The organism is Pandoraea faecigallinarum, from assembly GCF_001029105.3.
Taxonomy (GTDB): domain Bacteria; phylum Pseudomonadota; class Gammaproteobacteria; order Burkholderiales; family Burkholderiaceae; genus Pandoraea; species Pandoraea faecigallinarum.
This window is the reverse complement of record NZ_CP011807.3, coordinates 2,070,211-2,084,637: the sequence shown is the minus strand read 5'-3', so window position 1 is coordinate 2,084,637 and position 14,427 is coordinate 2,070,211. Positions and strand designations below refer to the sequence as shown.

The window sequence follows — 14,427 nt, the reverse complement described above, 5'->3', positions numbered from 1 at the left end:
GGACCAATCCGCGGGGGCAGCGAACAATACGACGCCGACAGGATCCGGCGCACGGGCAGCGCATGGGGCAGCACATCGGCAGCAAACGGGCGGTGCATCCGTGCGCCCTGGCCTCGGGATTCAGGCCGCTACCGCTACAATAGCGGCCTGAATCCCGAGGCCTGACGGAGAATGCATCATCGAGCTCGAACGTTTACTGCAATCGCAGGGCTTTGGCAGTCGCAAGATGTGCCGCAAGCTCATCCAATCCGGTGCTTTCGCCATCGACGGCGTGGTACACGACAATCCGCGTGAATCGCTGGACCCGACGGGCCTGCAATTCACCCTCGACGGTGAGTCATGGGATTACCGTGAACACGTCTACATTCTGCTGAACAAGCCCGAGGGCTTCGAGTGCTCCACAAGTCCGACGCATCACGAGGGCGTCCATTCGTTGCTGCCGCTGCCGCTTGCCGTACGCGGCGTGCAGCCGGCCGGCCGTCTCGACCAGGACACCACTGGCATGTTGCTGCTATCGGATGACGGACCGTTCCTTCACGCCATGATGTCGCCACGCCGCCATGTGCCGAAGCGGTATGTCGCAACAACAAAGCACCCGGTGACGTCGGAAATGTTGCAGGCGCTGCGCGATGGCGTACTCCTGCGCGACGAAACCGAACCGCTCGCCGCCACGGACGTCATGAGTCTGTCGTCGCACGAGATCGCGCTAACGATAACGCAAGGCAAATACCATCAGGTCAAGCGAATGGTCGCCGCCGCGGGAAATCGTGTCGAGCATCTGGTGCGAACCGCCATCGGCGGCCTGCCGATGGGGGATCTGGCGCTCGGTGAATGGCGCTATCTATCACCGGACGAATTGCTGTCGCTGCCCTACGAAGCGCCCGGGACCGGCAAGTGATTCAACCGCGCTCCCGCCAGTGCCGCGCTCAGCCGTGACCACGTCAGGACCGCCTTCGCACCGGCACTGGCATTGACTTGAGCGTTAGCTTCGATGTCGGCTTTGCCTGCCCCTCAGCTCTGCTTACCGTCGAGCAGACACTTCGCTCCCTTGTCCTGACCCAGCGCTTTGACGAGGTAGGGCATCGTCGTCTTCAACGTGTCGTGCAGCATGTACGGCGGGTTGACGATAAACATGCCGCTGCCATGCAAGCCCATGCCGCCCGGCACAGGATTGCAGACATTCAACTCGACTTGCAGCCAATTCCTGATCGGCTTCCCGTCGATCGTGAGCCGTTTCATGCGCTCGGGGAGTTGCGCCGCCTCCCGGCGTTGCACCAGCGGATACCACACGGCATACATCCCGGTCGGGAATCGGTCCAGGCCTTCCTGAACGGTCTGTGTCGTGCGCGTGTAATCGCGCTTGTCTTCGTACGATGGGTCGATGAGTGTGAAGGCCCGGCGCGGGGCCGGCGGCAGAATTGTCTTCAGGCCCGCGAAGCCATCGGCACCGAAAATCATCGTACGCCGCGCGACAACACGACCCTGTGCTTCGAAATTCTCGCGCAGCACGTCCTGCTCGGTCGGATGCGCCTCGAACAGCCGCAGACGATCCCGGTCGCCCAGCAGCTGCAGCGCGAAATACGGCGAGCCGGGGTAATACGTCAACTTGCCGTCCGGATTGAACTCGCGCACCAATGCAACATAGTCGGCCAGCGCCGGAGGCAGATCGTTGCGCGTCCACAAACGACCGATGCCGGTCTCGTACTCGCCCGTCTTGTCCGCCCACTTGCCTTCGAGCGAATAGCCGCCCGCGCCGGCGTGTGTATCGATGTACCAGAACGCCGTGTCTTTCTGGCGCATGTAATCGATACATTCGACGGCGATGAAGTGTTTCAGTACGTCGGCGTGATTGCCGGCGTGGAAGGCGTGGCGGTAGCTGAACATTAGGCAGGTCCTGATTCGTCAGGCGCGATTGTAGCTGACGACGCCCCGGACCGGCGTTTCCGCGCCAGAGCCATGGCACTTTTGGCCGCATTCGCCTCGTTCGCCGCAAGCGCCTTCACGGCCTTGTGGCGCGGACAGGCAATCAAATGATCGTTCACCATGCCCGCCGCCTGCATGAACGAGTAACAGATCGTCGAGCCCACGAACGTGAAGCCGGCTTTCTTGAGCGCTTTGCTCATGGCGTCCGAGGCAGCTGAGGTTGCCGGCACCTCGCTCAACGACGTCCAGCGGTTTTGCAACGGCTCTCCACCGACGAATTGCCAGACGAAGTCGCTAAAGCGCGTGCCCGCGGCCTCCATCGCGAGGTAGGCCCGCGCGCCTTTGATCACCGCGCCGATTTTCAGACGATTGCGCACGATACCGGGATCGGCCAATAGCCGGGCCTCGTCCTCGGGGCCGTACTTCGCAATACGTGCCGGGTCGAAATCGTGGAAAGCCTGACGGTAGGTATCGCGCTTCCTGAGAATCGTGGACCACGACAATCCCGCCTGCGCGCCTTCCAGCATCAGCAGTTCGAACAATGCGCGCGAATCGCGCAGCGGCACGCCCCACTCCTGATCGTGGTACTGACGGTATTGCTCGAAGCCCTCGCTCCACGGACAGCGTTCCATTTGCCCCTCGATAGTGATGCCGCACGCCACCACGGCGCGCGTATGCAGACGAATGGGGCAAGTGTGCCAGCAATTGCCGAAGATGCGAACCCATAGCCCGCCGCCCGACACGAGTTTGGGCGGTGAGGCTATGGCAACGCGGAATTTTCCGAGCGGGACGATGGACGACTCCCATGCGGCTTCGGCATCACCCCATCAATCAGACCATCAACTGCCCGCCGTTGACCTCGATGATCTGACCGGTCACGTAGCTCGCGAGCGTTTCCGACGCGAGATACAGGAACGCACCCGAGCATTCGTCCGGCTCGCCGAGGCGCCCCATCGGAATGCTCTGCCGGAACGCTTCGATCTGCGCCTGCGTGCTGAACTGCTCATGGAACGGCGTCATGATGACGCCCGGCGACACGGCGTTCACACGAATGCGATCTGCCATCAACTCCTTGGCCATACCGCGCGTCAGCGTGCTGACGAAGCCTTTGGACGCGGCATAAATCAGCGCGCCCGGTCCGCCGCCGTGACGCGCGGCAATCGACGTCACGTTGACGATAGCCCCGCCCCCCTGCTTTCGCATCGCCGGCACCACCGCGCGGGAGAAGGCGACAACCGAGCGCGCGTTGACGTTGAGCACTTCGTCGAAGTACGCATCGGTCACGTCGGTGAACGGCGTACGCGCGACGAGGCTGCCTGCGTTGTTGATCAACACGTCGATCCGGCCGAAACCATCGAGCACGTGCGCCACAGCGGCGTCGATCGCGTTCGTGTCCTGCACGTCCGCAGCCACTGTCATGGCTTTCACGCCATAGGCGCGCACGGCGTGGGCCACGGCCTGCGCCTTGTCCGCGGAACGGTTGTAGTGCACGGCCACGTTCGCACCCTGCGCGGCGAACGCCTTCGCGGCTGCCGCGCCGATGCCGGTGCTCGCGCCCGTAATCAGAACAAATTTACCTTTCAGGTCTTCCATGATGAGTCGTTCCCAATGTTGTCGTCGATGTCGTCCCGGACGTCGACGACGCTATGCCGTGCAAGGCGGTGACGAGCACGCTACCGCCGGACATCCGTCAACGTACACGGCGGATGTGAAAGTCATCCGGTCGCCCGCGGCACGCACCGTCAGTCGAGCAGAGCCGGATCGTACGCGTAGACCTTCTGTGTCTGCTCGCCCAGCCCGTCGATCCCCAGACGCATGACATCGCCCGGCTTGAGGAAAACCGGCGGCTTCTGACCGAGGCCAACGCCCGGAGGCGTTCCGGTCGTCACCAGATCGCCCGGCCTGAGCGTGGTGAACTGGCTCAGGTAGTGCACGAGATAGGCCACACTGAAAATCATGGTCGACGTGTTGCCGGTCTGACGACGCGCACCGTTCAGGTCGAGCCACAGTCCGAGTTGTTGCGGGTCGCGAATCTCGTCGGTCGTCACGAGCCACGGCCCCACCGGCCCGAACGTATCGAACCCTTTGCCCTTGTCCCATGTGCCGCCGCGCTCGATCTGGTATTCGCGCTCGGAAACGTCGTTCACCACGCAATAGCCGGCGACGTAATCGAGCGCGCGCTCCAGCGGCACGTAACGCGCGGTCGTACCGATCACAAAGCCCAGCTCGACTTCCCAATCGCCCTTGACGGCGCCCTTCGGCAGCACGACCGGGTCGTTGGGCCCCGACAGACAGTTGTCCCACTTGGTGAACAGCACCGGCTCGGACGGCACGGCCAGCCCCGACTCGGCGGCATGATCGCTATAGTTCAGACCGACCGCCAGAAACTTGCCCACCCCCGCGAACGGTACGCCGAAGCGCCCCGGCGACGCCACCACCGGCAACGTGTGCACGTCGAGCGCGCGCAGCGCCGCCAGCCCCAGCGCACCCAACGTGTCCGGCGTAATGTCGGCGAGCACACCGCTGAGGTCGCGCACCTGGCCGTCTGCATCGAGCAGCCCCGGCTTTTCCTGGCCCTTCGGGCCGTAACGCAGCAGCTTCAAAGCCATTCTCCTTAGGAAATCAGTTGGACCAGCCGCCGTCGATCAGATGGATGGCGCCGGTAGTAAACGAGGATTCGTCCGAACCCAGATAGACGGCAAGCGCCGCGATTTCCTCGGGCGTGCCGACACGCCCCATCGGCTGCCGCGCCACAAACTGCTCGCGCACCGCGGCCTGACTCGTTCCCGCCGCGTCCGCCTGCGTGGCGATGCGCTGGCGCAACGACGGCGACTCCACCGTCCCCGGACAGATGGCGTTACAGCGAATCCCCCGCGCGGCGAAGTCCGCCGCCACGGATTTCGTCAACCCGATCACGGCCGCCTTGCTCGCGCCGTAGACGCAGCGGGTGGCCACCCCCTTCACGCTCGAAGCCGCCGACGACATGTTGATGATCGCCCCGCCACCGGCGGCCAGCATGGCGGGTAGAAATGCCCGCGTCGTGCGGTACATGCTCTTCACGTTCAGATCGAACGAGAAGTCCCAGTCCGCTTCGTCGCACTCGAGAATCGAGCCGTGATGCACGAAACCTGCGCAATTGAATAGCACGTCGATCGCACCGAGTTCGCGAGCCAGCGCGCCCACGGCCGCACGGTCGGTGACGTCCAGCGCACGACGCACCAGCTCGGCGTGCCCGTCCAATGCCGCGAGCGCGCCTGCGTTAAGATCCGTCGCGATGACGCGTGCGCCCTCGCGCAAGTAGGCTTCGACGCAGGCGCGTCCGATGCCCTGTGCCGCCGCCGTAATGACGGCGGTTTTTCCCGCCAGCCGGCCAGTCATGAGCGTCTCCTCGTAAGCGAGTGGGTTTCGTGATCGGGGAGGTTCGCCGACGCCGCATACGCATCACGTACGCGGCACAGATGCTGCCGCATCGCCCGCGCCGCGCGTTCGGGATCGCGCGCCTCCAGCGCGCCGAGAATCTCGCGATGGTCCTGAAGACTGCGCTCGAGCACGCCCTCCACTTGCGACGTCACACGTCGGCTCTTCTTGCCCAGCAGGTAGAGGCTGTTCGCGATGCTCTGCAAAAACGGGTTCTCGCACGCGTCGACGATCGTTTCGTGAAACGCCATGTCGGCCGCCGAAAAGGTTTCGGGATCGCCCAGCAGCGATTGCTCGTCGGCGACGAGAGCATGCAGACGCGCGATGTCCGCGTCTCCGATATGCGTGGCCGCCAACGCCGCCACCCCGGGCTCGATGACCAGCCGGGCATCGAACAACGCTTCGAGCGTGCCCGCGTTCAGCTCGATCACCATCTCCAGCGGTTCGAGCAGTTCGCGCGTTTCGAGCGAGCCGACGAACGTTCCCTCCCCTTGCCGGATACGCAGCAATCCGAGCAGGGCCAGTCCACGGATCGCCTCGCGAACCGCCGGACGACCGACACCGAGCATGCTCGCCAGATCGCGCTCCGGCGGCAATTGCTGGCCGCGTTTGAGTCGTCCGGTACGGATCATCGTGAGCAGGCGTTGCGCGACCTGCTCCGAGACGGAAACCTGCACGATGGGATCGAACGACATGACGCCATTTAGTGGTAAGACCAATGAACGAACAGTACGCCCGTCACGCATTGGATGTCAACGCGAAAAGCCGCTTACCGCGTTGTGTCCTCGCCTTCTTTCGCTTATCGCCATTCGACCTATGGAATTTCTCGGCGAATTCCCACTCGGAGTCAAAAGCGTGGTCGCGCAAGATCGTTTGTCCATGCGGCTTTCGATGGATTTACGACACGTGTCCCGTGTCGCGGCAAGTCAACGCCTTTCTGTTGTCGGGGTGTCACTTTTCTGCGACCATGATTCGTCGCTCCGAGGTTCTCATCGGGGCAAGGTTCCCGCCGTCGCTTGATCTGCCGCACCCAGCCGTTTCCCCTGTTGACCGAATTCTGGAGTCTCCGACGATGTCCTCCTCAAAGACCGCCAAGCTGGGCCACTGGACGATGTACATGCCGATCGTGGCACTCGTCGCCCTCGGTGTTGCCGGATTTCTCCCAAACGCCGCATCGCTTACGCTCTGCGCGGCCGCCCTTGCCGGGGCCGTGTTCTCTGCCGTGCATCACGCCGAGACCGTCGCCCACAAGGTCGGCGAGCCGTTCGGCACGCTGGTGCTTGCCGTGGCCGTGACCATCATCGAAGTAGCGCTGATCGTCTCGGTCATGCTCTCCGGCGGCCCCGACAAGGCAGGGCTGGCACGCGATACTGTCTTCGCGGCCATCATGATCGTCTCGACGGGCATCGTCGGGTTGTGCCTGCTCTTCGGGGGGGTGCGCCACCACACGCAGGGTTTTCATGTGGAAGGCGCGAGCGCCGCGCTCGCCGTGCTGTGTGCGTTGTCCGTGCTTACGCTGGTGTTGCCGAACTACACGAGTTCGGTGCTCGGGCCGGGCCTCACGGCCTCGCAACTGGCGTTCGAGGGCATGATTTCGCTCGTGCTTTATCTGGTGTTCGTGTTCGTGCAGACCATCAGCCATCGCGACTACTTCCTCGCGAAAGCCCCCAGCGAAGAGGTGCACGTGCCGCCGCCTTCGCGCCGCACGGCCGTGCTGAGTCTGGGATTGCTGGTTGTGGCGCTGGTGGCCGTGGTGGGACTGGCGAAGAAACTCTCGCCCGCCGTGGAGCAGGCCGTGGCGGTGGCAGGCGCGCCCAAGGCGGTCGTCGGTATCGTGATTGCCGCGTTGGTGCTGCTGCCCGAAGGGTTGGCGGCGTTGCGCGCGGCCCGGGCCAACAAGCTTCAGACGAGCCTGAATCTCGCGCTTGGCTCGGCGCTGGCGTCCATTGGACTGACGATTCCGACAGTGGCCGCGGTCTCGTTGGTGCTCGATCAACAGATCGAGCTTGGACTTGCGCCGAAGGAAACGGTCCTGCTCGCGGTAACGCTGCTCGTTGGCGTGATTACGCTGGGTACCGGACGCACCACGGTGCTCCAAGGTGCCGTTCACCTGGTGCTGTTCGCCGCCTTCCTGTTCCTGGCGATCGTACCCTGAACGGTGTGCGAATCTTCCCGCGCGCCACGCCTTGAATTGCCGCGCCAAATGCTGCGCGATTCGCTATTGAATTGCCCCTTGATTGCCCCTTGAATCGCCCCTTGAATCGACGATAAACGTTGCAAAGACCTGGCGCGGACGCGCGGGTCGAGAGCGACATACCGTCAGCGGGGAATGCCGTCAGGCCTTCGACTTCCCTGGCTCAACGGTCTTCTCGGCGCCGGTAGTCCCCGGCTCCTCCGACGGCGCACCGAGCAACGCGCCCAGCAGCTTGCTGCCGCCAGCGCCGCGCTTGCCCCGTGCCCCCACGGTCTTGCCCGTCGGCGGGCCACGACGCACACCGGCGTCGATCTTCAGGCCGCGACGCTTCTGAAGTTCAAATTTAGTCTGAGTCATAGTGCTGTCCGTGATGCTTGGAGTGCCTGGCGTGCCCCGATGGCTTGAATATCCAGGTCGCCCCGTGTGGGTAACGTGCGTCCGGGCGTCACTGGCCGGTCAGGGTTCGATGCCCAGTTCGCCCTCGGCGGCCAGCGTCTTTGCCAGCGCGTGCGCTGCTTCGAGCGCGTCGCCCGCCCAGCGATGGGCCACCGGCGTGGTGTGAGTCAGCGGCGGGTCCAGCGACTCGATGACGTCGTCCACATCGCGCCATCCCGTAAAATGCACCACTCCGTAAAACCGCCCGTCCGGCGCGGGCGACGTCTCCGCCCAATAGTAAAAGTCGTCCGCCAGCAGGCAGCCTTCGAAACCCATAGCGATCTGTCGAGATCCCGTGAAAAGGCGGCATCGTAGCACGACGCACGACGAGCGGCATATCGTCGCTACGCAGTAGAATACTGCGGCATAGCAACCCACGACTCTTATTACCGACATCACGATGTTCACCGGAATTGTTCAAGGCACGGCTACGCTGTCGTCCATCGAAGATCGAGACGGCATGCGCACGCTCGAACTGGCGTTTCCCGAAGGCTTCTGCGAAGACCTCACGCTCGGGGCCAGTGTCGCCGTCGATGGCTGCTGCCTGACGGTCACCCAATTGCTCTCGCCGAATGCCGCCTCCTTCGACGTCATCCTTCAGAGTCTGAACGTGACGACGCTCGGCAGTTTCGGCCCCGGCGCGCGGGTCAACGTGGAGCGCGCCGCCAAGGATGGCGCGGAGATCGGCGGTCATCCGCTCTCGGGTCACATCGATTTCTCGACGGACATCATCAGCGTGCGGACTTCGGATACGAACCGTGTGCTGCGCATCGCCATTCCCGAAGCATTCCGCAAATATGTCTTCGCGAAAGGCTATATCGCGATCAACGGTGCAAGCCTGACGGTCTCGGAGGTCAATCGACAGGAAGGCTGGTTCGAAGTCTGGTTGATTCCGGAGACGCGCCGCATGACGACGTTCGAGGACAAGGGCGCCGGCGCTCGCGTCAATATCGAGATCGAGCGCAGCACGCAGGTGGTGGTCGACACGGTGCGCGAAGCCGTGCAGGAAAGCCTCGGCCGCATGCAACCGGTGCTTGAAGCCCTGCTCAGGGAAAAGGGACTTTCGCTAGAAGACTTCGTCGGCGTGCCGAAATTACCGGCCGACAAGGCCTGAGCCAGGCGCACACTCTCCAAGGAAATACATGCAACTTGCCACCTGGAACATCAACTCGCTCAAGGTTCGCATCGGTCACGTGCAGGATTGGCTGCGCAGCAATCCGGTCGACGTCCTCTGTCTTCAGGAACTGAAGCTGACCGACGAGAACTTTCCGGTTGCCGAGATCGCCGCGCTCGGCTATACGTCGCACTTCACCGGACAGAAGACTTATAACGGCGTCGCGCTGCTGGTCAATCACGCGAAAGTGGGCGAAGCGACCGACATCGTGAAGAACCTGCCCAACTTCCCCGACGAACAGCAGCGTCTCATCACGGCGACTGTCGGCGGTGTGCGCGTGGTTTGCGGCTACTTTCCCAACGGCCAGTCGCTCGAATCGGACAAGTTCGCCTACAAACTGAACTGGCTCGACGCGCTTACGCATTGGCTGTCGGGCGAATTGCAACGTCACCCGCAACTCGCCCTGCTCGGCGATTACAACATCGCTCCCGAAGATCGCGATGTACACGATCCGGCGAAATGGGAAGGCTGCAATCTGGTGTCGCCGCAGGAACGTCAAGCTTTTGCGCGTCTGCAAGGTCTGGGGTTGCGCGACACGTTCCGTATGTTCGAGCAGCCGGAGAAGACTTTCAGTTGGTGGGACTACCGGATGGGCGCCTTCCGCCGCAATGCCGGGCTGCGCATCGACCACGTCCTTGCCTCCGCCGCCCTCGCCGAGCGCTGCACCGGTTGCGAAATCGACCGCGTGCCCCGCACCTGGGAGCAGCCGTCGGATCACACGCCGGTGGTGGCCACGTTCAAGGACTGACGCACATCTCGGCAGGCAACCGGGCCAACACGGAAAACGGCACCCGCGGGTGCCGTTTTCCTGACAGTGCACCACGTACGTGTCAGTGACTGGCGCGCGGATCCGTCAGGCGGGACTCGTACACGAAGCAGCGAATCGCCGCCTTGTTGCGCGTGTCCATTTGCACGAATTCGAGACCGTAGGTCCACGTGCCGTCGGTGCGCGGTCCTTCCACGCCCCGCACCACCGCCATCCCCAGGATAGGCACGATGTCGGCGCCGATCGGCACACGAAATTGCAGTGCGACGTGAGTACATCCCTCGGGCAACGGGGCTTTTGCGACAATGCCGGCGCCGTCCGCGCTGATGTCGCGCACCAGCACGAGCCACTCGGGCGTGTCCTGCGGGTCGGCCAACAACCGCCGGAACGACGCGCGCGAGGTCTCGTCGATAGGCGACAGACGTGCCACAAGCCGGGTGTCTACGCGCGGCGTACGGCGCACCGGCGTTTCGCGCACTTGAGAGGGACGCGACAGCACCACGTAATCGAAGGGCCCCTGATGCACGCTGTGCACGTCGCAAGTGAATTCGTACAGGTTGTCCCCGGGAAAAGTCCACAGCGCCAGCCGGTCGCCCGCGAGCACCGGCAAACGCGTCTCGCCCGCCGACGGCGGCGTGATGATGAGCATGCCGTTAGGCGCACGCCCGATCAGTCTGGCGCGCACGCGCGCCGTCTGCGCATCAGGCGCGACGCGCACCTGGAGCCACGCGCCAATCGGTAGCGGAACGGGCAAACCATGTAGATAGACCGTCGACGTGCCTGTGCCGGACGACGCCCCCGAACCCGCAGAATTTGCCGCCTCCGTGCGGCCGGCAGCCTCGCCTGTGGTCGCGGCCTCGGGCAGTGGCCGATGCGGCGCAAACATGGTGAAGAGCCAATCGAGATCGGCTTCGGATGGCAATCGCTCACCCGCCGCGAGCAACGGTGTGCCGTCCGCGTCGAACAAAGGCCAGGAAAGTGGAGCATGTGCGTCAAGCTCGCGGCGATTGACCGCCACGAACCCCGGATAGCCTGACGCAATACAGGTCGAGTGCATGATGCCTGGTCGGGTACGAAACCCCTGAGAGTCTGGGAACAAGGCTTTGGCCTTCCCCGCATTCCGGCCCGTAGGATCGCATCTTTGGGCGACCCTCTACGCGCCGGCATCCGCGGCCAAAACCTCACAAATGTCGCCAACTTGCAGCAATGTCACGCGCCCGCCGACAGGAAGCGTCACCCCGTGGAGGCAACGCATTGCGCGTACGTATTTTTACCACGAAAGCACTGTGATTCCGATCACGGAATATCAGGCAAACCGGCCCTCATTTCGTCGCTCATTCCGGTTTCGAACATTTTGCCGCGCGCCTGCTTCACCGCCGCGGCCGTTGCCCCCTGCGTTTGCCCCTTTCGTCTCATCCGTTCCTCCGCTCAGGCCCGTTGCGGATTCGGCGTCGCCTGAAGCCGGCGCGCAGTTCGCCACGGCCCGACGCGTCACGTCCGGGGGAAGTGGAAAACGGACGGCCCAGAACCACGGCAAGGTGTGACGACACGCCATGGCCAACCCCGGCAACTCACGAATGTCCGCGCACGTCAGCCACTCGCTCAACGATTGCGCCAGTTGGCGTGACGAACTTAGGTCGTTCGACAGGCACGCGCGCAATGTCGCCGCTTGCGGTAACCGGCGCCATAACGCGTCGCCCATTGTCGTCTCGTTGAGCATCGCCAGCGCGTAGCGGCGACACGCGAGGCGCATGCTCTCCAGCGTCTCGCCCCGCGCGCGCGCCGGCTCCGTGGACAAATACCACTCCGGCTGCGTTGCCAGCCATGCGAATCCCGCCACTAGCGAAACCAGTCGCACCCGGCGCGCCGCCGCGCGGTTCAACGGTGCATCGGCCGACGTTGCCAGGACCGGTAACTCACGAAAAATCTCTTCGATGTCGGCGTGCGCCGCGATTCGCAGTCTCGCATGCTCGGCCGATGCCGGCTCGCCGACCAGCGTCGCCATCCGGTCGGCGAGACTGAGCGAGGTCTGCGACGTGTGCGTTGCGTGCGGCAAGTTCGATGAAGGCGACAGGTGTGACAGGTGTGACGGGTGTGACGGGTGTGACGGGTGTGACGGGTGCGATGGGTGCGATGGGTGCGATGGGTGCGATGGGTGCGATGGGTGCGATGGTGATGGCGACGGCAATGAAGAGAACGATCGCGACAAGCCCGGCGACGGTGCCGCGCCCGCAGTGCCCATCTCGCCTGGCGCACGCCACGTACCGAGACAGGCAGCACTCGCCCTGCTCTGCGCCTCCTCTCCGAGCCAACGTCCAACGAGCCGGACAAATGCTTCGAGCGAACACTCGATCGGCCAGATGTTGGCGAGGCACCCAAACCCGCGCAGCAAGCCTTGAAGATTCCGCATTGTCCCTGGCACGAAATCGTCGGGCGACGCCGCGTCGCGAACCACCACGCGCGCGCCAACCCACCGCCAGCCGGGCAATGGATCATGCGCAAACGCCACACCCCCGTCCTTCACCCGCCCGGCCGCCAACGATCCCAACGCCCCCGCAAACAACGCTCTCGGCAAGCGAGCCGCGACTTCACCATCGGCGCGAATCAGTACGAGAAACGCCGGGTCGAATGCGTTGATGCCGTCAGCCGATAGCGCTACAGGCACCTGCTGCGGAAGCGCTTCGAACCACGCCGCACGTAGCGCTTCGGCGCGTGCCTCGCCAACACCGCTCCCGCCAGCCGCGACCTCTCTCTCCCAATAAAGGATTTGGGTCATCGCGCCAGCGAGCGGCCAGACCGTCGTCGGCGATGGCGAGGTACATCGCCGGTGCAACGCGCTCATCAGCGCGGGTAACGCCCATTGCGCTTGCTCGCACGAGAGCCGCTCATCCGTAAGCGCTCCCAATCGATGCGCTACCCATTGCGCATGTAGCGCGGCAAACGCCGTGTGCGCGCCGAGCCCGCCCTGCTCGTCCATCGTTCCGTGCGTGGCGAGCACGCGACCCAGCCAGTCGCTACGTTGCACATGCTCGGGGAGTCGATGCAGCGACGGAGCCGTTTCATGTCCGCTTGCCGCGCAGCCGGACCGACGCGAAAGCGCCGACAGCAGTTGCAGGAAAATGCTCGCACGCGCCGCTGGCTGATCGACGGGAAACGTCATCCACGATTGCACGACGGCATCGAGCTCGGCGGGAGGCAACCCGCGCAACCGGGCATCGTCGAGTCGAAGACGGGCATCGTGCCACTGCGATCCGCGAAGGTCGCAACCCGGCCCAATGGCGATGCGCTTGAGACTCGCTCCGGAAAATCGCGCGCCGCGCATGTCGCACGCTTCGAAGTACGCGCCATTGAGGATGGCTCCGCGCGCGTCCCAGCCGAGCAGATCGCATTCGCGGAATTCGGCACTTCGCAAATCGGCCCCCGCGGCTCTCCCGTTGCCCATCGCGACCGACGTCCACCGCGAACGCTTCGCCTTGACACCGACGAGCGACACTCCGCTAGCGCTGCTGTCCGTCATGTGTGCGCCATGCAACTGCGCCCGATGGAATGCCGCGCCGTCGGCACGTACCTTGGCGAACACTACGCCCTCGCAGCGTGCCTCGCTCAGGTCCGCACCACTCATGACCGTCTGCGCAAACGACGCACGGCGAAGATCGGCCTCCACCATGCGGGCTGCGCTCAGGTCGGTCGCGCGAAAACCGATATCGCGCATGTCCGCGCCCTCGAAATTGGCGTTCACGTGATTCGCGAACTCGAATCGCGCTCGGCGCAGCGACGCGTCGCACCACAGCGCGCCGTTGAACAGTCCGCCGCCGAACTGCGCGCCGGGCGCCCGAATGCCGCGAAGATCGGCACCGGCGAGCGAGAGATCGGGCAGCACGGCGTCGCGCAAATTCGACAATGTCAACGCCGCGCTCAGGAGCCGGGCCGGCCACTCGCGCATCGGCAAATGGGCAAACGCGGCCACGTTGAGCCAGGCCCGCTCCGTGGCGGGAAACCAGTGCCATTGGCTGGCGAGCGAGGCGGCGTCGCGGCTTGCCGAACACCACGTCACCATATCGCGTGCCAGGTCCGCCGCGCGGGCATCGCGCCGCAGATGCGAAAATCTTGTGCCCCACACCTGTTCGAGCGCGGCGCGATCGAAGCGCAATTCACCCCGGGATGCCTCTTCCGCCCCACACAGGCGTTCGGGAGCAGGACACCGGCGACCGGTCGCCTGCGCAAGCGCGTGAGTCAGCCATACCACCTGGAGCAGAATCTCGCGTCGCTCGTCGGCATCGGCGCGCAAGATCGCGTGACGCAGCGCCGGGGGAGGCGCCGCGCTGCAGGCCATCAGATCGGAAGAAGCCGCGCCGCCAAGGCCGCCCGTTCGCACGCGTGCATCGGGATCCGGCGCCCACGCACTGGCCGGGGTCTGCCCATCGAATGAAACCGTGTGTTGAAACGGCATGATGTATCGCTCCTCGGCACGCGTCTGTGCGCATGCGCAAAAAGCCACCATGTTGCCGAAAGACGCGG

At 64.3% G+C, this 14,427-nt stretch carries 14 protein-coding genes; 4 read left to right on the top strand and 10 right to left on the bottom strand.

The features are described from left to right. Positions 1-178 precede the first annotated feature (178 nt). Entirely contained in the window at positions 179-898 is a 720-nt protein-coding gene (locus tag AB870_RS09390) for a pseudouridine synthase (protein WP_047907790.1), read from the top strand. 113 nt (positions 899-1,011) lie between these two features. On the opposite strand, the gene AB870_RS09385 is transcribed toward AB870_RS09390, so the two are convergent. From AB870_RS09385 to AB870_RS09360, 6 genes are all read right to left on the bottom strand, one after another. After that, positions 1,012-1,884: a 23S rRNA (adenine(2030)-N(6))-methyltransferase RlmJ gene (locus AB870_RS09385; protein ID WP_047907789.1), complete on the bottom strand. Its 873-nt coding sequence runs from the start codon at positions 1,882-1,884 to the stop codon at positions 1,012-1,014. Next, positions 1,884-2,555 carry a DNA-3-methyladenine glycosylase I gene (locus AB870_RS09380; protein WP_047909021.1) on the bottom strand — a complete coding sequence of 224 codons (672 nt, stop codon included), beginning with the start codon at positions 2,553-2,555 and terminating at the stop codon, positions 1,884-1,886. Before AB870_RS09380 ends, AB870_RS09385 begins: the two co-directional genes overlap by 1 nt. A gap of 199 nt (positions 2,556-2,754) precedes the next feature. Beyond that, positions 2,755-3,516 (bottom strand): SDR family NAD(P)-dependent oxidoreductase, encoded by a 762-nt coding sequence (locus AB870_RS09375; RefSeq protein WP_047907788.1) that lies wholly within the window; start codon positions 3,514-3,516, stop codon positions 2,755-2,757. 149 nt (positions 3,517-3,665) lie between these two features. Further along, positions 3,666-4,526 carry a fumarylacetoacetate hydrolase family protein gene (locus AB870_RS09370; RefSeq protein WP_047909020.1) on the bottom strand — a complete coding sequence of 287 codons (861 nt, stop codon included), beginning with the start codon at positions 4,524-4,526 and terminating at the stop codon, positions 3,666-3,668. A gap of 19 nt (positions 4,527-4,545) precedes the next feature. Next, positions 4,546-5,301 carry an SDR family oxidoreductase gene (locus AB870_RS09365; RefSeq protein ID WP_047907787.1) on the bottom strand — a complete coding sequence of 252 codons (756 nt, stop codon included), beginning with the start codon at positions 5,299-5,301 and terminating at the stop codon, positions 4,546-4,548. Continuing rightward, the gene (locus tag AB870_RS09360; protein ID WP_047907786.1) at positions 5,298-6,035 is read right to left on the bottom strand and encodes a FadR/GntR family transcriptional regulator; all 738 of its coding nucleotides are present in this window, start codon (positions 6,033-6,035) and stop codon (positions 5,298-5,300) included. Before AB870_RS09360 ends, AB870_RS09365 begins: the two co-directional genes overlap by 4 nt. 377 nt (positions 6,036-6,412) lie before the next feature. Here AB870_RS09360 and AB870_RS09355 point away from each other — a divergent pair, with 377 nt between their 5' ends. Then, complete coding sequence (locus AB870_RS09355; RefSeq protein ID WP_047907785.1) at positions 6,413-7,495, top strand: calcium:cation antiporter; 1,083 nt, start codon at positions 6,413-6,415, stop codon at positions 7,493-7,495. A 180-nt stretch (positions 7,496-7,675) separates the two neighbouring features. Here the strand turns inward: AB870_RS09355 and AB870_RS09350 are convergent, their stop codons facing one another. Further along, entirely contained in the window at positions 7,676-7,891 is a 216-nt protein-coding gene (locus AB870_RS09350; RefSeq protein WP_047907784.1) for a hypothetical protein, read from the bottom strand. A gap of 99 nt (positions 7,892-7,990) precedes the next feature. After that, positions 7,991-8,245, bottom strand: coding sequence for a hypothetical protein (locus tag AB870_RS09345; RefSeq protein ID WP_047907783.1), 255 nt, complete (start codon positions 8,243-8,245; stop codon positions 7,991-7,993). Positions 8,246-8,369: 124 nt separating this feature from the next. Between AB870_RS09345 and AB870_RS09340 the strand changes: the two genes are divergently transcribed. Next, on the top strand, positions 8,370-9,083 hold the full coding sequence (locus AB870_RS09340) for a riboflavin synthase (RefSeq protein WP_047907782.1): 714 nt from the start codon (positions 8,370-8,372) through the stop codon (positions 9,081-9,083). A gap of 28 nt (positions 9,084-9,111) precedes the next feature. Further along, positions 9,112-9,891 (top strand): exodeoxyribonuclease III, encoded by a 780-nt coding sequence (xth, locus tag AB870_RS09335; protein WP_047907781.1) that lies wholly within the window; start codon positions 9,112-9,114, stop codon positions 9,889-9,891. Between the two features lie 82 nt (positions 9,892-9,973). Here xth and AB870_RS09330 read toward each other — a convergent pair whose 3' ends face one another. Further along, a complete protein-coding gene (locus AB870_RS09330) occupies positions 9,974-10,966 on the bottom strand; it encodes a flagellar brake protein (RefSeq protein ID WP_084663500.1) in 993 nt (330 codons plus the stop codon). A 249-nt stretch (positions 10,967-11,215) separates the two neighbouring features. Further along, positions 11,216-14,359, bottom strand: coding sequence for a pentapeptide repeat-containing protein (locus AB870_RS09325; RefSeq protein WP_167362692.1), 3,144 nt, complete (start codon positions 14,357-14,359; stop codon positions 11,216-11,218). Positions 14,360-14,427 lie beyond the last annotated feature (68 nt).